Origin of the sequence: Olleya sp. AS48 (assembly GCF_038900355.1) — a bacterium.
GTDB lineage: Bacteria > Bacteroidota > Bacteroidia > Flavobacteriales > Flavobacteriaceae > Olleya.
Genome location: NZ_JBBMRD010000012.1, coordinates 1 through 20,178, shown reverse-complemented (window position 1 = coordinate 20,178; position 20,178 = coordinate 1). Strand labels below are relative to the sequence as shown.

The window sequence follows — 20,178 nt, the reverse complement described above, 5'->3', positions numbered from 1 at the left end:
AAGCTACTATAGCTTGCTTTTTTTATGACTTATACTTACATTTAGATACTTAACACCTTTTATCATGAAAAAAAATATGGGAGCTTTAGATAAAAGCTTAAGAGTATTAGTTGCTGTACTAATTGCACTATTGTATTATCTAAATGTTATTACCGGAACTCTAGCTTACGTTTTAATGGGTATTGCAATAATGTTTTTAATAACCAGCTTTATCAATTTTTGTCCACTTTATACCATATTAGGTATAAACACGTGCAAACGAAAGTAATTACAACAAAAAAAAAAGAGTCTTTAAAATTAAAGACTCTTTTTTTTTAAATTATTTCAGCACTTAATCCTGCTTCTAATAACATTGTACATCGTGGTTCTAATTCTTTATAGGCTCCAGTCTTAACTGTACATTGTCCTTTATAATGTACCAAAATTGTACATTGCTCTGCTTGTTCTGGTGTATGGTCACAAGCATAAATTAAAGTATCTATGACGTGATCAAACGTATTAACATCGTCATTATAAACAACAATTTCATTATTAGGTTGTTCTAAGGTACTTACCTCGTGTTCTTCTTGTATTTTTTCTTTTGTACTCATACGTACTATTTTTTTTTATAAAAGTAAAAAAATATTAGATATAAAAAAAGACTTCTGTCGTCACAGAAGTCTTTTGTAAATTATATCATATTACTTTTAATACATAATTTGAAGCGCATTGATATCGTCAGTTCCAAACTCGCCATCCTCTCCACTACTAAAGCATGCTAGCATAACAGATGTCTCTGGATTATTACCTCCTAAATCTATTGCACCAATAGATCCTGCTCCTTCATTTTGATTTTGACCACAACTAGCTCTATTAAACCAATCTGTGTGTCTAAAACCTATGGAGTGACCAATTTCGTGCGTAATAACATGCTCCACAACATTAGTATCGTAGTTGTCTAAACCATAAATTTGAACAAATTTATGCGGATTACCATTACTTGGAAAACCTGCAGATCCTCCTGCTCCAGATTGACTAGGATTATGATATACTACCATGTCTTTTGAAGAGTAATTAGTCCCAAATGATAATTGAAATGAAATTGAAACTCCGCTTAGCGCATTGTAATTATCAACAGCCCATTGCAAAGCAGTTCTCTCTTTGGTTGATAAGGCATTACTACCACCTGTATATCCAATAATAGTAATGGTTTTACCCTGTGACACTAAATTATTTGTACGATAATTTCGCTCTGATGCTGAAGCATCATCATCTAAGTTTAAAATGTCTTCTTCGCTCATAAAAAGATCACCTTCAACTTCAATCATTTCTTTAGTTGAACCATCAGGAAGCATGAAGTCTACTATTTTAGCATTGTCGGTATTAATTTGTGCTTTTGCCAATTTAGCTAAAAGATCTGCAGACACTTCTCTTGCTGCAACTTCTTCGTCTATAATCGTGTCTTCGTTTTTTTGACATGATTGTAATCCTAGAATAAAACATAGGCTAGCTAAAGCCATAAATTTAATTTTCTTCATATTTGGTTGAATTTTAAATTAATAAATGGTTTGCTTTACGTAAAATGTTTCACACAATCTTAAAATATTAGGTTAAGGATATTTTGCTATTAATCTTATGTGAGATAATTATCAGGTCAAAGATAATTGTTTAAAAAAGAAGAATCCTGAGGTTTTAACCACAGGACTCTGTTTATTTTTAATAAAATTGTTAAAATTTTATGTATTTAATCGATAATTGTGATTTTAAGCAATTTTACTGCTTCTCAAACTTAAGTGCAACCCAATTATTTTTGGTTAATGTATCCTTTAAAAAAAGTTGATTATTATTACACTCCTTTTCTATCATTGGGATGTCTTCTTGATAAAAACCACTTAAAAACAAGGTACCGTTTGCATCCAAACATTTAGAATATGCTGAGATGTCATTTAACAAGATGTTACGATTAATGTTTGCTATAATACTATCGTACTTTTTATCTTTTAAAAGTGCTGCTTCACCTTCATAAACAGAAATATGTTTACAATTGTTACGCTCCACGTTTTCTAAGCTATTTAAGTAGCACCAGTTATCAATATCTATAGCGTCTAATGGTTTTGCACCTTTCATCTCTGCTAGTATCGCTAAAACAGCTGTACCGCATCCCATATCTAAAACGGACTTATCTGTAAAGTCATTTTTAAGAATATGCTGGATCATCATGTGTGTGGTCTCATGATGTCCGGTTCCAAAACTCATTTTTGGTTCGATGATAATATCGTATTGCGTGTCAAACTTATCATGGAATGGTGCACGTACTGCGCACAGATCATCGACTACTATTGGGTTAAAGTTTTTCTCCCACTCTTCGTTCCAATTGGTTTGCTCAATCTCGTCAAAGGTATAGGTAATTTCAAACTCGTCTGACTTTAATATTTGGATATCGTCCAAAATAGTGTCTGTGTACTCTTCTTTTTGAATGTATGCTGTAACCCCTTCTTCGGTTTCTACAAAACTTTCAAATCCTGCGTAACCTAGTTCTGCTATCAGGATTTCTGTTCCTGGTTGCATGGGTTGCACTTTAAAGTAATACCCTATGTAAATAATATTTGACATTATAATTTGTACTGTATTTTGCAGATTAGCCTGCGTTAGCGGTTGTAGTGGCATCCTTTTTTTGCTGCCACATATGGCAAAAAAAGATATAACGGAAGACGCGACCCTTGTGGTAACGCCCAAATTATTTTAATTTTTATTGTTATTTAAAAGGCATTTACGATTGCGTAAAAATCTTCGGCTTTTAAGGCTGCTCCTCCAATTAATCCACCATCTACGTCTGGTTTTGAGAAAATTTCTTTGGCGTTTGCTGGTTTTACACTCCCTCCGTAAAGGATAGTCATGTCGTCCGCCACTTGGTTACCGTATTTGTCATTTAATGTTTTACGGATAAATTTGTGCATGTCTTGTGCTTGTTCTGGACTTGCTGTTTCTCCAGTTCCGATTGCCCATACAGGCTCATAAGCCAACACGATATTTTTGAATGCTGATGCGTCTAAATGAAACAATGCGTTTTTGATTTGACTTTCTACTACAGCTTCGTGGTTTGCTGCTTTACGGTCTGCAAGTTCTTCTCCAAAACAGAAAATTACGCGTAAGTCTTTAGATAAGGCTTGGTCTACTTTTTTAGCTAAAATAGCATCGTCTTCGTTAAAATATGCACGACGCTCTGAGTGACCCAAAATTACTGTTTGGATACCTACGCTTTTAAGCATGTCTGCACTTACCTCTCCTGTGTATGCGCCATTTTCTGCGAAGTGCATGTTTTGTGCAATAACCTCGATATCGTCATGTCTTGTAGCTTCAAAAGCATGCCATAAGTTGGTAAATGTTGGCGCAATCATAACCTCTGCATTAGATGTTTTTGTTTGTCTTTTTAAATCTGAAATTAATGCTTCTGATTGTGGTAAATCGTTATTCATTTTCCAGTTTCCGGCTACTATGTTTTTTCTCATGACGTTACGTTTTATTCTAATTTAACTTTTGGATCTAACCAAGTGTATATTATATCTACAAAAATATTAATTATTATGAATAGTAAGGCTATTATTAACACAGATCCCATAATTACAGGTAAATCTAAGGTGTTAAGTGCGTTTACAATTTCTTTCCCTAATCCGTTCCAACCAAAAATATACTCCACAAACACTGCGCCTGCTAGCATACTTGCAAACCAACCTGAGATTGCAGTTACTACTGGGTTTAATGCGTTTTTAATAGCGTGTTTTTTAATAATCTGAAACTCTGATAATCCTTTTGCTCTGGCTGTCCTGATATAATCTTGATTAAGTACTTCTAATAGGGAGTTGCGCATTAATTGTATCACGACTGCTAATGGCCTTATCCCTAATACGATTGCTGGTAGGATTAAGTTTTTCCATTTTACGTGCATTTTTTCGCCAAAATCATCCAACTCGTAAAGACTTCCTGTCATTTCTAGATTAGTGTATTTATGCAATACAAATCCAAATAACCATGCAAATAATATGGCGCTGAAAAAGGATGGTACACTCATACCTAAGGTACTCAATATTTGAATGGTTTTATCTAAAAAAGTATCTTTTTTTAATGCAGAAACCACGCCTAATATAACACCTAAAAAGATTGCGATTAGTATTGCTGAAACTGCCAATACAAACGTATTGGGTAACGTCTCTGATAATACTTGGCTTACTTTTTTACCTTGCTTTGTAAAAGACTCGCGTAGGTATGGAAATTTAACAACCATTGTAGTATTGCCAATTGCAAATAGTTGTGTTGCTGCGTATTTATTTTGACTTAAATAGGTGTAGTCACCTTCTGTTTTTGAGTGAAATGATACTGGAGACAAATCGTTTAAATAATACAAATATTGCGTAGCAACAGGCTTATCAAAACCGTATTTTTTTTTGATAATTGCTAGTTGCTGACTATCCTCATTTTGACCCAACATCATTTGTGCTGGATCTCCTGGAAGCACACTAAATAATAAGAATATAACGGTTATTACACCAAATAATGTAAGTAATGCGTAACCTGTTTTATTTAGAAGGTATGTTATCAGTGGGTATATTTATTTTAAATACGTTGTTTTACTGTTTTACAAATTAATGTGTTTCTAGATATAATTTGCTTATGCTTTACAAATCAATAGAAGTTATGTTATTCTGTTTTTTTTGTTACAATTTTTACAATACTTGTGTAATTTTTACCAGTAGCTGTGTTTATTGAATCAATAACCGTTTTAACCTCTGAAGCTCCTTTAAAAACAGATACCTTTTCAATTTGATCTTCACTTAACTGTAAAGCTTCAAACGCTTCTTTATTTAAAACTTTATCATCAACTACATGTGCTGTTCCATCATCTATAACCTTAGATGCTGGTCTATCTACTTTTGGTAGTTCTAATTGATCAATATCATTCCAATGTACTTTTTGGATGATGGTCCCTTTTTCTAATTTTAATAATCCTGGATTAGAACGGATGATTGTTTTTAAAGCAGTCTCGTCACAGAAATAATACTCAAAACCTAATTTATAATTTGAGATTACACCATTTGCCTCATCTGGACCAGATGCTGTTAATCCAATAACATCATAACCATTTGCGATTGCTTTGTCTGTAATTTGTTTTACAGCCACTAAACCATCACTTTCAGATTTTGCTAAATTGTAATTAACTACCAATAGTACATTTGGTCGCGTTAGGATGTCCTGAGTAAAATCCTCACCATCTTTTTCAATTGAAAAATCATGTATTGGTGGCTCATAACCTTCCGATATTGTTTTTGTTGTCACTGTAAGATATTCTCCTGGAGATTCAGGGTATGAACCGTCTGTTATATATTGTTTTTCTGTACCATTTTCATTAAACGTCCACGTATACTCAATTACTGGTTGTGGTGCATCATCTGGCACAATCATGTTATCTGTAATGTTGTTTCCTATTTTAAATGGTCTAAAATCAATACTTGGTAAATGCATTAACACATGGTAAGCAAAACCTAAACAAGCTATAAAACTTAATAAAGACAAAATAGTGGTAGCTAGTTTACCAAAAAATGGCTTAACGTATTTTATTCCAAAGAAAATAATTAAAATTAAAACTAATAGAAAAACATCTTTACCGAAGCTTTCCCATGGATCCATTTTCATGGCATCACCAAAGCAACCACAGTCTTTTACTTTATCAAAGTACGCTGAATAAAAGGTTAAAAATGTGAAGAATATTATCATTAATAATAAACTCCAAATTGTAAATTTAGGTTTATATCCAATAATTAAAAATATACCTAAAAGCACCTCAAAAACGACTACTATTATTGAAATCCCTAAAGCATAAGGAATAAAAAATGGTAAATCTAAAACGGTTGGTCCAAAATATTCTTCTAATTTAAAAGCAAATCCGATTGGATCATTAAGCTTTATAAATCCTGAAATAATAAAAAATATACCAACAAATATTCTTAAAAAACCGACTATGTATTTCATAACTATATATAAATATCAAATTGCAAAAGCAATTTTATTGTTCTGTTAAATGTATCATTGCAAAAATGGCGTAATTAATCATGTCTTGATAATTAGCATCAATGCCTTCACTTACTATTGTTTTACCTGAATTATCTTCAATTTGCTTAACACGTAATAATTTTTGTAAAATTAAATCGGTTAAACTACTAACACGCATGTCTCTCCAAGCCTCTCCATAATCATGGTTTTTGTCCTTCATTAACTGCTTTGTTGCTTTTACTTGTTCGTCATATAAAACAGTCGCTTCTTCGACTTCCAAATCTGGCTGCTCTACCACTCCTTTTTGGAGTTGTATTAATGCCATAATACAATAGTTGATAATCCCGATAAATTCGCTTTGCTCACCTTCGTCAACTTTACGCACATCGTTTTGTTGCAAACCTCTAATACGTTGTGCTTTTATAAAAATTTGATCGGTTAATGATGGTAAACGTAAAATTCGCCATGCACTACCATAATCTGTCATTTTATTAATAAAAAGGTCACGACAGGTTTTTATTACAGCATCGTATTGTTTTGAAGTATCTTGCATATTTGATAAACTCTAATTGAATTTTGCGTAAATTTCGCATAAAATTATTTAAAGTTCAAGGTTTAGGGTTTAAAGTTTTACTAACGTTATCCCAACACCATATTTAAGTGTATCAATGACAATAAATTGTAAAGGCAAACTTATAGATTTAAGTACTCCAAAAGTAATGGGTATTTTAAATGTAACACCAGATTCTTTTTTTGATGGTGGACGTTATAAAGATGAAACTTCAATAATAAAACAAGTAGAAAACATGCTAAATGAAGGTGCCACGTTTATTGACGTTGGTGCTTACAGCTCAAGACCAAATGCGCCATTTGTAAGTGAAGACGAAGAATTGCAACGCATTGTACCAATAATAAAACTTTTGGTTGGTCATTTTCCAGATATTATAATATCTGTGGACACCTTTAGAAGTCAAGTAGCAAAAGCAACTATTATTGAAGGTGCTGCTTTAATTAATGATATTTCGGCAGGTTTATTAGATGACAACATGCTACCAATTATTGCCGACTTACAAGTCCCATATATAATGATGCATATGCGTGGTACACCACAAACTATGCAAACACTAACCCAATACAGCAACTTAATCAAGGATATTAATTTTTATTTTTCAGAACGTATCGCCAAAGCGCGCGAATTGGGTATTATAGATTTAATTTTAGATCCTGGTTTTGGTTTTGCTAAAACTTTAGAACAAAATTTTAAACTTTTAAGTAAGTTTGAATTATTAAATATTGCAGAATTGCCAGTATTAGCAGGTATATCCAGAAAATCTATGATTTACAAAACCTTAGATACTACAGCAGCAAATGCTTTAAACGGAACAACCGCTTTACACGTGATTGCACTACAAAAAGGAGCTAAAATTTTGCGCGTGCACGATGTAAAAGAAGCTAAAGAATGTATCACACTATATAACAAATTACATGCTTAACAGATTTATATTTATTACTGTACTATTTTTATTTTTTTCTTGCGGAAACGAAAAAGTAATACAACTACCAGAAATACAAAATGCAGAAATAACTCAGATTTTAGACGTCTCTCCTGCTTATATTTTTTATGATGAAACCAAACAAGATAGTGTTGAGTTAAACCGAAAAAACTTAATTATTTCTACTAACTGGTTAGTAAACGTTGACAAGCGCTTAACATTAGAACAAGCGTTACCATCTATAATAAAACTACAAGAGAAGAAGCGTAATGCAACCATGCATAAAAATGAAAAAGCTAGAAATTATTACACTTGTAATGATACTAGTATTAAAAATTTAGGCTTTATTGATTTTACTGAAGTTGTATACATAAATGAAAACGAAGAAGGAATTTCAAATAAGCCTATAAATGAAGACAATAAAATTATTGATATTATGTGTTTTTCAATAGATGATATTAAAATATCAATAGATAATAAAACTATTTCAAGTGATTTTAGCCAACTTAAAAAGCTAATACAAAACGAAATTGAACATAATGGAAGTTATATTGTTTTAGGTTTTAAAAAAACGTTATTATTCCAAGATTACATTTCATTAAAATCAATAATAAAAACCTTTGAAACTGAAAACACAGAAATTAGTAATAACGAATTCATTTTTGATTAAATCAATCCAATTATATTAATTTTACAAAAACCCTTTTCCCTTGGAAATATTTAAAGACATTTTAAAATTCAGTTGGATAGACATGATTGATGTGGTGTTAGTAGCACTACTACTCTATTATGTATACAAGCTGGTTAAAGGTACTGTAGCTATTAATATCTTTATTGGTATTGTAGTTATTTATTTTATATACTTAACGGTTGAAGCCTTACAAATGGTTTTACTTACCAAAATCTTGGGTGGTTTTATAAGTGTAGGTTTTATTGCGTTAATTATTGTATTTCAGCAAGAAGTCAGAAAGTTTTTGTTAATGGTTGGATCCACAAACTTTGCTAGTCGACGCAAGTTTTTAAGTCAGTTAAAGTTTTTAAAGATAGAACAAGGTACATCCACAGATATTGATGCTATCATCTCTGCTTGCAATAAAATGAGTAGTTCTAAAACTGGTGCTTTAATTGTGTTAGAACGTAATAATAATCTTGATTTTTTAGCCAATACAGGTGACGAAATGAATATTAAAGTTACACAACCAATTATAGAAAGTATCTTTTTTAAAAATAGTCCACTACACGATGGCGCCATTATTATACAAGATAATATTGTTAAAGCAACACGTGTTATTTTACCTGTAAACAACGAGAAAAACATTCCGCAACGTTTTGGATTACGTCATCGTGCTGCTGTTGGTGTTACAGAGCGTACTGACGCTATTGCAATTGCAGTAAGTGAAGAAACTGGACAGATTTCATGCTTTAGAAATGGCGAATTCCTTCCGTTTGAAAACACTATTGAATTAGCTCAAATTTTGAAAGATGATTTAGAGTAGGTCTTATTTCTATTCTGTTAAACATTTTATTCTACAACCATTTTATGCGTTTTCACCTTAATTAAAAATTAAAATGAACATTATTTATAACGAAAAAGAAAATACCATAGACATTAAAGATGGATTAAAGTCTCAATATTTTATGATAAAAGCTTTGATGATTTTAAACCTATTAAACGCTATTCTTAACGTTTCTTATATTAGTGAAAGCGGAATTGGTTTTATGCAAATAATCTGGCTTATATTAGGATTAGTATCCATAGTAGTCCTATATTTTTTCATTTTTAAAAAATCAAGTCAAGAAAAAATTGATACAAAAACAATTGTTAGTTTGACAGAAAAAAAAGTCTTTGGTGCAAAACGATTATCACTACAATTAACCAATGGAAAACATCGTGATTTGGCTTACTTAAAATCTTCTGAAGAAATTATTAAAGTAAAAAAAATGCTTAGTAAATTAGGCATCTCTGCTTAATTATAATATAATCAACTAAATACTAGTTACTTTTCTATATTATTTGGTTTATCAAAAATTAACTAGCCACCTTTTCTGCTTGCAAAAACTGTACTTCGTATAAGTTTTTATAATAGCCATTTTCTTTTTTAAGCAACTCGGCATGTGTTCCTTGCTCTACAATTAAACCAGCATCCATAACAATTATATTATCTGCTTTCTGGATCGTTGCTAATCTATGAGCAATAACTATAGAGGTACGACCTTTAGTAATTTTCTCTGTTGCTGTTTGTATTAATTGTTCTGAATACGAATCCACAGATGACGTTGCTTCATCTAATACCAAAATACTTGGGTTAGTTACATAGGCACGTAAAAAAGAGATTAATTGGCGTTGTCCAGAAGACAACATAACACCTCTTTCCTTTACATTGTAATGGTAACCATTTGGAAGACTCATTATAAAATCATGTATCCCAATATCCTTAGCTGCTTTGACCACATCAGCTTCGGTAATATTTGGATTACTAAGTGTAATATTGTTTAAAATGGTATCTGCAAACAAAAACACATCTTGAAGCACTACTGCTATTTGCTGTCTTAAAGAGACTAATGTATACTCTTTAATATCTACATTATCCACTGCTATGCTACCCGAATTGATTTCGTAAAAACGATTTAATAAATTTATAACTGTACTTTTACCTGCACCTGTTGCACCAACAATAGCAACCGTATCTCCAACATTAACATTAAAACTAATCCCTTTTAAAACTTCTTCATCCTCCACATAACTAAAGTGTACATTTTTAAAATTAATAGCTCCTTTAAAGTTATCTGCTATTAAGTTTCCAGCATTATCAATATGCGATGTTGTATCTAATATTTTAAATACGCGATTTGAGGCAATCATACCCATTTGCAGCGTATTAAACTTATCTGCTATTTGACGTAATGGTCTAAACAACATTGGGATCATGGTAATAAACATAAATAAATCTCCAGGTGTAACATTACTACCTTCAACTAAAATATTTAAACCACCAAACCACACCACTAAACCTGTTGTTAGCGATCCTAAAAATTCTGCAATCGGAAAAAATATCGAGTTATACCAAACCGTTTTTAACCACGCTTTTTTATGACGATTATTAATTTCTTTAAAGTTTTTATACTCGGTATCTTCTCTTGTAAACAGTTGTAAAATTTTCATACCTGTTACACGCTCCTGCACAAACGAATTTAGGTTAGAGACCTCATTACGTACATCTTCAAACGCACGTTTCATGTAACGCTGAAAAATTTTAGTTGCAAATAAAACAATTGGTAACGTTACAAACACAATTAAACTTAATTGCCAGTTGTAATATAACATTGCACCAGATATAACAACCATAACTAATAAATCTCTAACAATGGTAAATAAACCATCACCAAAAACAGATGCAATACGTTCCATATCTGTAACAGCTCTTGTTATTAAAACACCTACTGAAGAGGTGTTAAAATATTTCATCCTGAAGCTTAAAATATGGTCAAATAGTTTAACACGTATGTCTTTTACCATTTTTAAGCCTAACCACGACGAGTAAAATATAAAAAACAATTGTAGCAAAACTTGTGCTACCAATAGCACAACCATTAATACTATAAGATATACAAAACCACTGTAATCTTTTTTAACAAGATGCTCGTCAATAATTTCTCTAAGTAAAACAGGTGTTGCAATACTTAAAGCACCTAAAATTAAAACAGACACTATTAATGCGTAAAAAACGGTTCTGTAAGGTTTTGTGTATTTAAACAAACGTTTAAATAGCTGTAAATCAAAAATATTTTCTTTAGTCTTAGTCATTTAATTTTATAGTATCAGGATACTCAACTTTTATTAGATATAAACCTTTAGCAGGTACGGAATAACCAGCTTCACTTCTATTTTTAGATTGTATTATTGTATGCATGTCGTTAACTTCCAACTTACCAACACCAATATTTATTAGCGTACCAACAATTGCTCTAACCATATTACGCAAAAAACGATCTGCTTTAATTGTAAAATGAATTTCGTCCTCTACCACATCCCATTTTGCCTCCATAATATCACAATTATAGGTATGTACATCTGTATTAGACTTACTAAAGCACTGAAAATCTGTGTAATCAAATAATATTTTAGTTGCTTGATTAAGCTTATCAATATCTAAAGACTGTTTTAAAAAATAAGTCTGATCAAAATTAAAAGGACTTTTCCTTAACGCAATTCTATATACATAAGCTCTGCTAGTTGCATGAAAACGAGCATGAGCGTCTGGTATTACCTTAAATATGGACTGAATAGCCACATCTTTAGGTAAAAAAGAATTTAATTTATACTGCAACGTGTCAATATTAAATGCAACATCTGTATCCATATGAGCAAACAACTGTTTGGCATGTACACCTGCATCTGTACGTCCTGCTCCCATAACAGTAATAGTTTCTCCTAAAATAGTTGATAGTGCTTTTTCTAAAACTTGTTGTACAGATATAGCGTTGGGCTGATTTTGCCAACCATGATAATTTGTTCCGTTATAAGCGAGTTCTATAAAATAGCGCAAGAAAGCTGTATTTTTACATTCTAAAAAGCAAAGATAATACAAACACAGAAGCTTCAACTCACAAGCCTAAAGTTTTAAGAATAGTTTACAAAAAAATAAATTTAAGTTTAGCACTTTTGCAGAAACAGATCCGCCCGAAAAAATTTTGGTATAAATGAAAAAAATATTACTACTATCAGACACACATAGTCATATAGATGATGCTGTACTTAGTCACGTCAAACAAGCTGACGAAGTCTGGCATGCTGGAGATATTGGTGACCTTAAAGTTACAGATGCTATTAAAGCATTAAAACCACTTCGTGCTGTTTGGGGTAACATTGATAATAATAAAGCTAGAGCTGAATTCCCTGAAAACAATCGGTTTACTATTGAAGGTGTTGATGTTTGGATTACACACATTGGAGGATATCCAAATAGATACAATATTAGAGTAAGAGAGGAAATTACTAAAAATCCACCTAAATTATTTATTTGTGGACACTCACATATATTAAAAGTAATGCAGGATAAAAAACTAGGTTTATTACACATGAATCCAGGAGCAATTGGCATCCATGGTTTTCATAATGTACGTACCATGTTACGCTTTACCATTGATAATGGTAAAATTGAAAATCTAGAAGTTATTGAATATCCAAGAAAATAAAAAAACCGAAGCTTTCGCTTCGGTTTTTTCTCGCACTAATACTACTAAGATGTTAGGTTTAACGTAGACGATCTACAGATTTTACAAGATCTTCATCCTTCTTAATGGCTCTATTTGATAAAATCAAAAAGACGATAGAAATAACAGGGAGGAAAATCGCAACACCTTTCTCTGAAACATCATTTGCTTCTCCAGATGCATTTAGTATTCGATACACGAAAAATCCTAGTAAAATTAAATTTAATATCTGATTAAGTCGTCCCAGCATAAATTGAGACTTTCTATTTTTAAAGCTAAATATTGAAACTAATGCTAATAACGCTGATGCCAAAAACAAACCAAAAACAAGTAGCTCATCTTTTGCAAACACAACAACCTCATTAGTTGTTGTCCATAACTCAAAGACAAAAATAAGTCCACCAGAAATTGCAGCAACAATTAATAAATATATGGTTTGTATACGTTGTAACATATTAAAGTTTCAAATGGTATGAATGACAAAAATATAGTTTCTTTTATTATAAATGAAACATACATCATTAAAAATTTAGACAATTATTAAAATGAATAAACATTAGTACTTAAATAAAAAATTAAAATAAAAGTTGTATAATTGCGTAACGGTTTGCAACACTCACACTAGCAAGACGTTAATTCTTCAGAAGTATATCTTATTTTCTTCAAGAAATAATCAATTCAAATTACATCAACACATAAGTTAATTCAACATCAATGTTTGAAATCTCACAATTAAAAGAAATGAAGCTACCTGAATTGCAGGATATAGCTAAAAAACTGAATGTCTCAAAGTTTCGTTCATTAAAAAAATTAGATTTAGTATATCAAATACTAGATAAGCAAGCAGCAGACCCAAAAGCTGTTTTAGAAGTAAAAAAAGAGGATACACCTGTCAAAAAAGCACCTGCTAAAACAGAAGCTTCAAAAAAGCCAGCTACGCAAAAACCAAAAAGAGCTAGAGTTAGTAAACCTGCACAACAAAAGGACAATACTAAGCAACCTCAATTAGATTTAAAACCTGAGGCAGAAGCAAAATCAGAGGTTGGAGATAAAACACCTGCAACAAAAGCACCTGCTAAACCACAACCAAAAAAACCGGTTCATAATCATCAAAAAAATAAGCAGTCTAACGACAATAAAGATGATAAACAAGGTGATAACAAGCAACCTAATCGACAAAAACATAACAACCAAAAGAATCAAAAAAATAACAATCAAAAAAATGGTAACCAACATAACGGTAACAAAGACAGTCGTAACCGTTACAGAGAACCAGATTTTGAATTTGACGCAATAATAGAAAGCGAAGGAGTCTTAGACATCATGCAAGATGGCTATGGTTTTTTGCGTTCTTCAGATTATAATTACCTTTCATCACCAGATGATATTTATGTATCACAATCTCAAATCCGTTTATTTGGATTAAAAGTAGGAGATACAGTATTAGGTCAAGTAAGACCACCAAAAGAAGGCGAAAAATATTTCCCTTTAATTAAAGTAAGCAAAATAAATGGTCAAAACCCAAATGTGGTTAGAGACCGTGTTGCTTTTGAGCATTTAACACCATTATTTCCTCAAGAAAAATTCAATATTGCAGAAAAGCAAGCGACTATTTCTACACGAATTATGGACCTGTTTGCACCAATAGGTAAAGGACAACGTGGTATGATAGTATCACAACCAAAAACAGGTAAAACAATGCTTTTAAAGGATGTTGCCAATGCAATTGCTGCAAACCATCCTGAAGTATACCAAATGATATTACTAATTGACGAGCGTCCTGAAGAAGTAACAGACATGCAACGTAATGTGCGTGGAGAAGTTATTGCTTCTACTTTTGATAAAGAAGCGCATGAGCATGTAAAAATTGCTAACATCGTATTAGAAAAAGCAAAACGATTGGTAGAATGTGGACATGATGTAGTAATCTTATTAGATTCAATCACACGTTTAGCCAGAGCATACAACTCCGTACAACCAGCATCAGGAAAGATACTTTCTGGAGGTGTAGATGCAAACGCATTACACAAACCAAAACGTTTCTTTGGAGCTGCACGTAACATAGAAAATGGAGGGTCACTAACTATTATTGCAACAGCATTAACAGAAACAGGATCTAAAATGGACGAGGTTATCTTTGAAGAATTTAAAGGTACCGGAAATATGGAGCTACAATTAGACCGTAAAATATCTAACCGTCGTATTTTCCCTGCAATTGATTTAACATCATCAAGTACACGTCGCGACGACATATTACTAGATGCTTCCACAATCCAACGTATGTGGGTAATGCGTAAATACCTTGCAGACATGAACCCTGTAGAAGCTATGGAATTTATAAACGACCGCTTTAAACAAACCAGAAACAACGAAGAGTTTTTAATCTCAATGAATGGTTAAACACTAAAAACATAAACTAAAAAAAAAGCCTTAACAATCGTTAAGGCTTTTTTATGCACTAAAGTAAACTCTTAAGTTTAGCAGTTTTTAATTTTAGGGCGTTACCTATATCCTGATTTAAGATCAGGTTATAGGTCGCGTCATCCGTTACAAGTTTTGGCTCAAAGCGCAAGCTCGCCAAAAGCTATCCACTACTACCGCTAACGCAACACCAAAGGACGGTATCTTCATTAAAAAACAAAGACTACCAAAATATAAGGCACAAAAAAAGTGCTTCATTAAATGAAGCACTTATAATTTTATAGAAACTAAAAGCTAATTATAAAGCAGCTACGTGCTTAGCTAAACTAGACTTTAAGTTAGAAGCTTTGTTAGTGTGAATAACATTTTTCTTAGCTAATCTGTCTAACATAGATACTACAGAAGGAAATAAAGCTTCAGCTTCTTTCTTGTCTTCTAATTCACGTAATTTTTTAATAGCATTACGTGTAGTCTTATGTTGGTACTTATTTAACAAACGCTTAGCTTCGTTACTTCTGATTCTTTTTAAAGTTGACTTATGATTTGCCATTTTTGTTTCCTTATTTTTTTATAAAAATTGTAGCCCGTAGGGGAATCGAACCCCTCTTACATGGATGAAAACCATGCGTCCTAGCCGATAGACGAACGGGCCATTTGATTATTGAGAGCGCAAATATAAAACATATTTTTTAAACTTACAACCCTTTCAAATAACTTAGCAACGTTTCCATTGCGGGTGCAAATATACAACTATATTTAAGTGTTGCAACAATTTTTATAAAAAAAATTAAAAAAAAATTAATACGCTTTTGCAAACAATACGCGACGTGCTGATTCTCTGCCAGTAAGCACACAAATTCCTTTTTCAATTTTTCCTTCTAAAGGCATACATCTAATCGTAGCTTTGGTAATTTCTTTAATTTTATCTTCAGTTTCTGCAGTTCCATCCCAATGCGCAGAGATAAATCCACCCTTTTCTTCTAAAACTTTTTTAAATTCCTCAAAAGTATCTACTTCTGTGATGTGATTATCTCTGTAAGTTTTAGCTTTATTAAATAAAGTGTCTTGTATTTCTGTCATTAATCCTTCAACCTTATCAATTAAACCATCCAATGCAACAACCTCTTTAGTTAATGTATCACGTCTAGCAAGCTCCACTGTTCCATTTTCTAGATCTCTTGATCCTATTGCTATTCTTAAAGGCACACCTTGTAATTCATGCTGTGCAAACTTAGCTCCAGGTCTATGCGTGTCTCTATTATCAAACTTAACAGAAATGTTTTTACTCCTTAGGTCTTTCATTATGCCATTTACCACTTCGGTAATAGCTTCTAATTGTTCGTCAGTCTTATATATAGGAACAATAACTACTTGATTAGGCGCTAAATTTGGAGGTAAGACTAAACCATGATCATCACTATGCGTCATTATTAATGCTCCCATTAATCTAGTAGACACTCCCCAAGATGTTGCCCATACATAATCCTGTTTCCCTTCTTTTGATGTAAACTTCACATCAAATGCTTTTGCAAAATTCTGCCCTAAAAAGTGAGACGTACCAGCTTGTAAAGCTTTTCCATCCTGCATTAATGCCTCAATACAATACGTTTCATCAGCACCTGCAAAACGCTCACTTTCGGTTTTCAATCCTTGTATTACTGGTATAGCCATAAAGTTTTCAGCAAAAGTGGCATATATATTATTCATTAATTCTGCTTCTGTGATTGCTTCTGCTTTAGTAGCATGTGCTGTATGACCTTCTTGCCATAAAAACTCAGCTGTTCTTAAAAACAAACGCGTACGCATTTCCCAACGTACCACATTAGCCCATTGATTGATTAATAAAGGTAAATCTCTGTAAGATTGAATCCATCCTTTATATGTATTCCAAATTATAGCTTCACTAGTTGGCCTTACAACTAACTCCTCCTCTAGCTTAGCATTAGGGTCCACTCGTAATTTACCTGGATTATCTGGATCGTTTTGTAATCTATAATGTGTAACGACTGCACATTCTTTAGCAAAACCTTCAGCATTTTTTTCTTCTGCTTCAAATAAGCTCTTAGGCACAAATAAAGGGAAGTATGCATTTTGATGACCTGTCTCTTTAAACATTCTATCTAACTCCGCTTGCATCTTTTCCCAAATAGCAAACCCATAAGGTTTAATAACCATACATCCTCTTACTGCTGAGTTTTCTGCTAAATCAGCTTCTACCACCAGTTCATTATACCATTTGGAATAATTTTCTGCTCTACTTGTTAGTTTTTTACTCATATATAGTCTTTTGGCACAAAAATTGTGATTATGTTAAATAATAAAATAGTTGGACAAAACTAACTATTTTTGTAATGTTCAACAATTAAAAACAACACGATATGAAATTAATTAACTACTTAACTAATAAAGTACAGGTTTTTACTGTTCTTTTCACTGCTTTAGCATTAAGTTCTTGCGGTTCTTACCAATATGTTGGACAAACTACTGATGGCATATATGATACTGGAACTGAAAACAGACAGTATGAGTCTGAGGCTATACCTGCAGAAAATAATAATGACTATTACTCTAATTATTTTAAAGAAAAAGCTGATGAAGCAGAAATATATAGTCAGACTGAAGAAATATTTACTGACGTTGACACTTATCAAGGTAACTATGATGATTCTATAGAAGTCGCTGAACAGAATGCAGGTTGGGGAGCGACTAATAGTAATGTTATAATCAACATACACGATACTGGTTTTTACAACGACTATGGATGGGGTTGGAACAGACCTTGGGGTTGGAATGGATGGTATAATTGGGGATGGAACAGTCCTTATTCTTGGAGATATGGTTGGGGATGGAACAATAGTTTTTACAACTCTTACTGGAGATCACCATACTACGGTTTTAATAATTTTGGTTATGGTTATGGTTATAGCTATACCAGTGGTTACCATAGAAGAGGCATATCATACAATTCCGGAAGAAGAGGTTCACTTGTTAACAGAAACTCTGTTTTAAGTTCAAGATACTCTAGAAATTCAGCTGTTAGACCAAGAACAAATACTACAACTAGACCTAGAACAAGTACTACAAGACCAAGAACAAACTCTACTTCTAAACCTAGATTAAATACGACTAGACCAAGAACTAATACTTCAACTCCTAGACCAAGAACTAATACATCTACGCCTAGACCAAGAACAAATACATCAACTCCAAGAAGTAACAATTCTACACCAAGAAGCATCTCTACACCTAGATCAAGTACTCCTTCTAGAAGTCGATCTACTTCTGGAGGTAGTTCAAGAAGAGGAAGAGGTTAAAATACAAAATCAAATTTGCTATGAAAAAATTATTTATACTAGTCATAGGTGTTATATCTGTGTCTGTAAGTCAAGCTCAAAACATAAATGACGCATTAAGATACTCCAGTGGAGACATTAAAGGAACCGCAAGATTTCAAAGTATGAGTGGTGCTTTTGGAGCGCTTGGAGGAGACTTAAGTGCTTTTAGCGTAAACCCTGCAGGTTCTGCAGTATTTACAAGTAGTTACGCCTCTGTATCTTTAGGTATTGAAAATAATAAAAACGACACTAATTACTTTAACGGAATGAATAATTCATCAAATTCTTCAGTTAACTTAAATCAAGGTGGTGGTGTTTTTATTTTCAAAAACACCAATGATAATTCTAAATGGAGAAAATTTTCATTGGGGATTAATTATGACATCTCTAAAAATTATGAGGATGATTGGAGAGCTAATGGAACTGGTAATACTAGTATTGGCCAATATTTTTTAGCTAATGCACAAGGGTTACGTTTGGATGAAATATCAGCATTTCCTGGTGAATCCACCACCGAAGCTTATGCCGAAATAGGTAGCGCTTATGGATTTGATAATCAGCAAGCCTTTTTAGGGTATGACTCATACATCTTAGAGCCTGAAACTTTTGATGATGATAATCAAAACTACACAAGTAACATTAGAGGTAATTCATTTAAACAAGATTACAGCTATGCAGCAACAGGTTATAATGGTAAGATTAGTTTTAATGTTGGTACCCAATATGGTGATGACACTTATTTTGGATTAAACCTAAATTCGCACTTTTTAAATTACGAACGTTACACTAGTTTATACGAAACCAACTCAAATGAAAACTCTACTGTAAGAGACGTTTTATTTGACAATACACTATCTACAAATGGATCAGGTTTTTCTTTTCAATTAGGTGGTATATTTAAATTAACAAATGAATTAAGAGCAGGTTTAACTTATGACTCGCCAACATGGATGAGTTTACAAGACGAAACAACCCAATATTTAGAAACTTTTGTAATTGATGATACAAATGGAAACTTTTATAAAGTTGTAGATCCAAACATTGTTAATATTTATGAAACCTATCGTTTACAAACACCTAGTAAAATTACAGGAAGTTTAGCTTACGTATTTGGCACAAAAGGTTTAATAAGCTTTGATTATTCTAGAAAAGATCATAGTAAAACAAAATTTAAGCCTACGTCAGACACTTACTTTAATTATCAAAATACATTGATTGAAAATGCATTAACTGCAGCCTCTACATATAAGATTGGTGCAGAATACAAACTAAACCAATTTAGCTTTAGAGGAGGTTATAGAATTGAAGAAAGTCCATATGCAGACAAAAACACTATTGGAGATTTAAAAGGCTATTCTCTAGGTTTAGGTTATAATTTTGGAAATACTAATTTGGATTTATCTTACAGCAAATCTCAACAAGATAGAAACTATCAATTATATGACACAGGACTTACTAACACTGTCGCGATAGACAATTCTAACTCAAATATTACATTAACATTAGGTTTTAAAATTTAATACCCTTTACAAACTATATTTTAAAAACCTGAACTTAACGTTCAGGTTTTTTTTATGATTAATAACTTTTAAGTCTATTAAAAATTTAAATATCATGGCAGTATTAAAAGTAATCGAAGTATTATCAAACTCTGATAAAAGTTGGGAAGATGCAACTAAAAAAGCAGTAAA

Annotated in this window: 22 protein-coding genes and 1 tRNA gene; 10 read left to right on the top strand and 13 right to left on the bottom strand. The window is 32.2% G+C overall.

Annotated features, from left to right (window positions below; genetic code table 11):
* Nucleotides 1-64 precede the first annotated feature (64 nt).
* Entirely contained in the window at nucleotides 65-268 is a 204-nt protein-coding gene (locus tag WNY60_RS13650; RefSeq protein WP_342862691.1) for a DUF2892 domain-containing protein, read from the top strand.
* A 46-nt stretch (nucleotides 269-314) separates the two neighbouring features.
* Here WNY60_RS13650 and WNY60_RS13645 read toward each other — a convergent pair whose 3' ends face one another.
* The 7 genes from WNY60_RS13645 to WNY60_RS13615 form a co-directional block, all read right to left on the bottom strand.
* Nucleotides 315-590, bottom strand: coding sequence for an ATP-dependent Clp protease adaptor ClpS (locus tag WNY60_RS13645; protein ID WP_145000780.1), 276 nt, complete (start codon nucleotides 588-590; stop codon nucleotides 315-317).
* 96 nt (nucleotides 591-686) lie between these two features.
* Complete coding sequence (locus WNY60_RS13640; RefSeq protein WP_342862689.1) at nucleotides 687-1,517, bottom strand: M57 family metalloprotease; 831 nt, start codon at nucleotides 1,515-1,517, stop codon at nucleotides 687-689.
* Nucleotides 1,518-1,752: 235 nt separating this feature from the next.
* A complete protein-coding gene (prmA, locus tag WNY60_RS13635; RefSeq protein WP_342862739.1) occupies nucleotides 1,753-2,592 on the bottom strand; it encodes a 50S ribosomal protein L11 methyltransferase in 840 nt (279 codons plus the stop codon).
* Between the two features lie 146 nt (nucleotides 2,593-2,738).
* Nucleotides 2,739-3,488, bottom strand: a complete 750-nt coding sequence (gene tpiA / locus WNY60_RS13630; RefSeq protein ID WP_339809582.1) for a triose-phosphate isomerase — start codon at nucleotides 3,486-3,488, stop codon at nucleotides 2,739-2,741.
* Between the two features lie 11 nt (nucleotides 3,489-3,499).
* Entirely contained in the window at nucleotides 3,500-4,576 is a 1,077-nt protein-coding gene (locus WNY60_RS13625; RefSeq protein WP_339809609.1) for an ABC transporter permease, read from the bottom strand.
* A 98-nt stretch (nucleotides 4,577-4,674) separates the two neighbouring features.
* Nucleotides 4,675-6,003, bottom strand: a complete 1,329-nt coding sequence (locus WNY60_RS13620; protein WP_342862688.1) for a BT_3928 family protein — start codon at nucleotides 6,001-6,003, stop codon at nucleotides 4,675-4,677.
* Nucleotides 6,004-6,037: 34 nt separating this feature from the next.
* Nucleotides 6,038-6,577 carry a DUF1599 domain-containing protein gene (locus WNY60_RS13615; protein ID WP_145000792.1) on the bottom strand — a complete coding sequence of 180 codons (540 nt, stop codon included), beginning with the start codon at nucleotides 6,575-6,577 and terminating at the stop codon, nucleotides 6,038-6,040.
* Nucleotides 6,578-6,692: 115 nt separating this feature from the next.
* On the opposite strand from WNY60_RS13615, the gene folP reads away from it, so the two are divergent.
* The 4 genes from folP to WNY60_RS13595 all read left to right on the top strand — a co-directional run bounded on the left by folP (nucleotide 6,693) and on the right by WNY60_RS13595 (nucleotide 9,488).
* A complete protein-coding gene (gene folP / locus WNY60_RS13610) occupies nucleotides 6,693-7,517 on the top strand; it encodes a dihydropteroate synthase (RefSeq protein WP_342862687.1) in 825 nt (274 codons plus the stop codon).
* Nucleotides 7,510-8,187: a hypothetical protein gene (locus WNY60_RS13605; RefSeq protein ID WP_342862686.1), complete on the top strand. Its 678-nt coding sequence runs from the start codon at nucleotides 7,510-7,512 to the stop codon at nucleotides 8,185-8,187. Before folP ends, WNY60_RS13605 begins: the two co-directional genes overlap by 8 nt.
* A gap of 40 nt (nucleotides 8,188-8,227) precedes the next feature.
* Nucleotides 8,228-9,013 carry a diadenylate cyclase CdaA gene (gene cdaA, locus WNY60_RS13600; protein WP_145000797.1) on the top strand — a complete coding sequence of 262 codons (786 nt, stop codon included), beginning with the start codon at nucleotides 8,228-8,230 and terminating at the stop codon, nucleotides 9,011-9,013.
* 73 nt (nucleotides 9,014-9,086) lie between these two features.
* The gene (locus WNY60_RS13595; RefSeq protein ID WP_145000800.1) at nucleotides 9,087-9,488 is read left to right on the top strand and encodes a hypothetical protein; all 402 of its coding nucleotides are present in this window, start codon (nucleotides 9,087-9,089) and stop codon (nucleotides 9,486-9,488) included.
* 58 nt (nucleotides 9,489-9,546) lie between these two features.
* On the opposite strand, the gene WNY60_RS13590 is transcribed toward WNY60_RS13595, so the two are convergent.
* Nucleotides 9,547-11,322 carry an ABC transporter ATP-binding protein gene (locus WNY60_RS13590; RefSeq protein WP_342862685.1) on the bottom strand — a complete coding sequence of 592 codons (1,776 nt, stop codon included), beginning with the start codon at nucleotides 11,320-11,322 and terminating at the stop codon, nucleotides 9,547-9,549.
* Nucleotides 11,315-12,064 carry a tRNA pseudouridine(38-40) synthase TruA gene (gene truA / locus WNY60_RS13585; protein ID WP_342862684.1) on the bottom strand — a complete coding sequence of 250 codons (750 nt, stop codon included), beginning with the start codon at nucleotides 12,062-12,064 and terminating at the stop codon, nucleotides 11,315-11,317. The genes WNY60_RS13590 and truA overlap by 8 nt, the downstream gene beginning before the upstream one ends.
* A 154-nt stretch (nucleotides 12,065-12,218) precedes the next feature.
* Here truA and WNY60_RS13580 point away from each other — a divergent pair, with 154 nt between their 5' ends.
* A complete protein-coding gene (locus WNY60_RS13580; RefSeq protein WP_342862682.1) occupies nucleotides 12,219-12,713 on the top strand; it encodes a metallophosphoesterase family protein in 495 nt (164 codons plus the stop codon).
* A gap of 58 nt (nucleotides 12,714-12,771) precedes the next feature.
* On the opposite strand, the gene WNY60_RS13575 is transcribed toward WNY60_RS13580, so the two are convergent.
* Entirely contained in the window at nucleotides 12,772-13,185 is a 414-nt protein-coding gene (locus tag WNY60_RS13575; protein ID WP_145000808.1) for a DUF4293 domain-containing protein, read from the bottom strand.
* A 260-nt stretch (nucleotides 13,186-13,445) separates the two neighbouring features.
* Between WNY60_RS13575 and rho the strand changes: the two genes are divergently transcribed.
* Nucleotides 13,446-15,131 (top strand): transcription termination factor Rho, encoded by a 1,686-nt coding sequence (gene rho, locus WNY60_RS13570; protein WP_342862681.1) that lies wholly within the window; start codon nucleotides 13,446-13,448, stop codon nucleotides 15,129-15,131.
* Nucleotides 15,132-15,450: 319 nt separating this feature from the next.
* Here rho and rpsT read toward each other — a convergent pair whose 3' ends face one another.
* The 3 genes from rpsT to proS all read right to left on the bottom strand — a co-directional run bounded on the left by rpsT (nucleotide 15,451) and on the right by proS (nucleotide 17,429).
* Nucleotides 15,451-15,702 (bottom strand): 30S ribosomal protein S20, encoded by a 252-nt coding sequence (rpsT, locus tag WNY60_RS13565; protein WP_028282655.1) that lies wholly within the window; start codon nucleotides 15,700-15,702, stop codon nucleotides 15,451-15,453.
* 30 nt (nucleotides 15,703-15,732) lie between these two features.
* Nucleotides 15,733-15,804 (bottom strand) — tRNA-Glu (locus tag WNY60_RS13560).
* Between the two features lie 146 nt (nucleotides 15,805-15,950).
* A complete protein-coding gene (gene proS / locus WNY60_RS13555; protein ID WP_145000812.1) occupies nucleotides 15,951-17,429 on the bottom strand; it encodes a proline--tRNA ligase in 1,479 nt (492 codons plus the stop codon).
* Nucleotides 17,430-17,530: 101 nt separating this feature from the next.
* On the opposite strand from proS, the gene WNY60_RS13550 reads away from it, so the two are divergent.
* The 3 genes from WNY60_RS13550 to WNY60_RS13540 all read left to right on the top strand — a co-directional run.
* Entirely contained in the window at nucleotides 17,531-18,466 is a 936-nt protein-coding gene (locus WNY60_RS13550; RefSeq protein ID WP_342862679.1) for a hypothetical protein, read from the top strand.
* 20 nt (nucleotides 18,467-18,486) lie between these two features.
* Nucleotides 18,487-20,007 (top strand): outer membrane protein transport protein, encoded by a 1,521-nt coding sequence (locus WNY60_RS13545; RefSeq protein WP_342862677.1) that lies wholly within the window; start codon nucleotides 18,487-18,489, stop codon nucleotides 20,005-20,007.
* Between the two features lie 94 nt (nucleotides 20,008-20,101).
* The coding region (locus tag WNY60_RS13540) for a dodecin domain-containing protein (protein WP_342862737.1) at nucleotides 20,102-20,178 on the top strand (77 nt) is incomplete at its 3' end.

Bases quoted from the DNA above. Each gene is read 5' to 3' on its own strand.
- WNY60_RS13650 (WP_342862691.1), top strand. From the start codon at position 65: ATGAAAAAAAATATGGGAGCTTTAGATAAAAGCTTAAGAGTATTAGTT.
- WNY60_RS13645 (WP_145000780.1), bottom strand. From the start codon at position 590: ATGAGTACAAAAGAAAAAATACAAGAAGAACACGAGGTAAGTACCTTA.
- WNY60_RS13640 (WP_342862689.1), bottom strand. From the start codon at position 1,517: ATGAAGAAAATTAAATTTATGGCTTTAGCTAGCCTATGTTTTATTCTA.
- prmA (WP_342862739.1), bottom strand. From the start codon at position 2,592: ATGTCAAATATTATTTACATAGGGTATTACTTTAAAGTGCAACCCATG.
- tpiA (WP_339809582.1), bottom strand. From the start codon at position 3,488: ATGAGAAAAAACATAGTAGCCGGAAACTGGAAAATGAATAACGATTTA.
- WNY60_RS13620 (WP_342862688.1), bottom strand. From the start codon at position 6,003: ATGAAATACATAGTCGGTTTTTTAAGAATATTTGTTGGTATATTTTTT.
- WNY60_RS13615 (WP_145000792.1), bottom strand. From the start codon at position 6,577: ATGCAAGATACTTCAAAACAATACGATGCTGTAATAAAAACCTGTCGT.
- folP (WP_342862687.1), top strand. From the start codon at position 6,693: ATGACAATAAATTGTAAAGGCAAACTTATAGATTTAAGTACTCCAAAA.
- WNY60_RS13605 (WP_342862686.1), top strand. From the start codon at position 7,510: ATGCTTAACAGATTTATATTTATTACTGTACTATTTTTATTTTTTTCT.
- WNY60_RS13595 (WP_145000800.1), top strand. From the start codon at position 9,087: ATGAACATTATTTATAACGAAAAAGAAAATACCATAGACATTAAAGAT.
- WNY60_RS13590 (WP_342862685.1), bottom strand. From the start codon at position 11,322: ATGACTAAGACTAAAGAAAATATTTTTGATTTACAGCTATTTAAACGT.
- WNY60_RS13580 (WP_342862682.1), top strand. From the start codon at position 12,219: ATGAAAAAAATATTACTACTATCAGACACACATAGTCATATAGATGAT.
- WNY60_RS13575 (WP_145000808.1), bottom strand. From the start codon at position 13,185: ATGTTACAACGTATACAAACCATATATTTATTAATTGTTGCTGCAATT.
- rho (WP_342862681.1), top strand. From the start codon at position 13,446: ATGTTTGAAATCTCACAATTAAAAGAAATGAAGCTACCTGAATTGCAG.
- rpsT (WP_028282655.1), bottom strand. From the start codon at position 15,702: ATGGCAAATCATAAGTCAACTTTAAAAAGAATCAGAAGTAACGAAGCT.
- proS (WP_145000812.1), bottom strand. From the start codon at position 17,429: ATGAGTAAAAAACTAACAAGTAGAGCAGAAAATTATTCCAAATGGTAT.
- WNY60_RS13550 (WP_342862679.1), top strand. From the start codon at position 17,531: ATGAAATTAATTAACTACTTAACTAATAAAGTACAGGTTTTTACTGTT.
- WNY60_RS13545 (WP_342862677.1), top strand. From the start codon at position 18,487: ATGAAAAAATTATTTATACTAGTCATAGGTGTTATATCTGTGTCTGTA.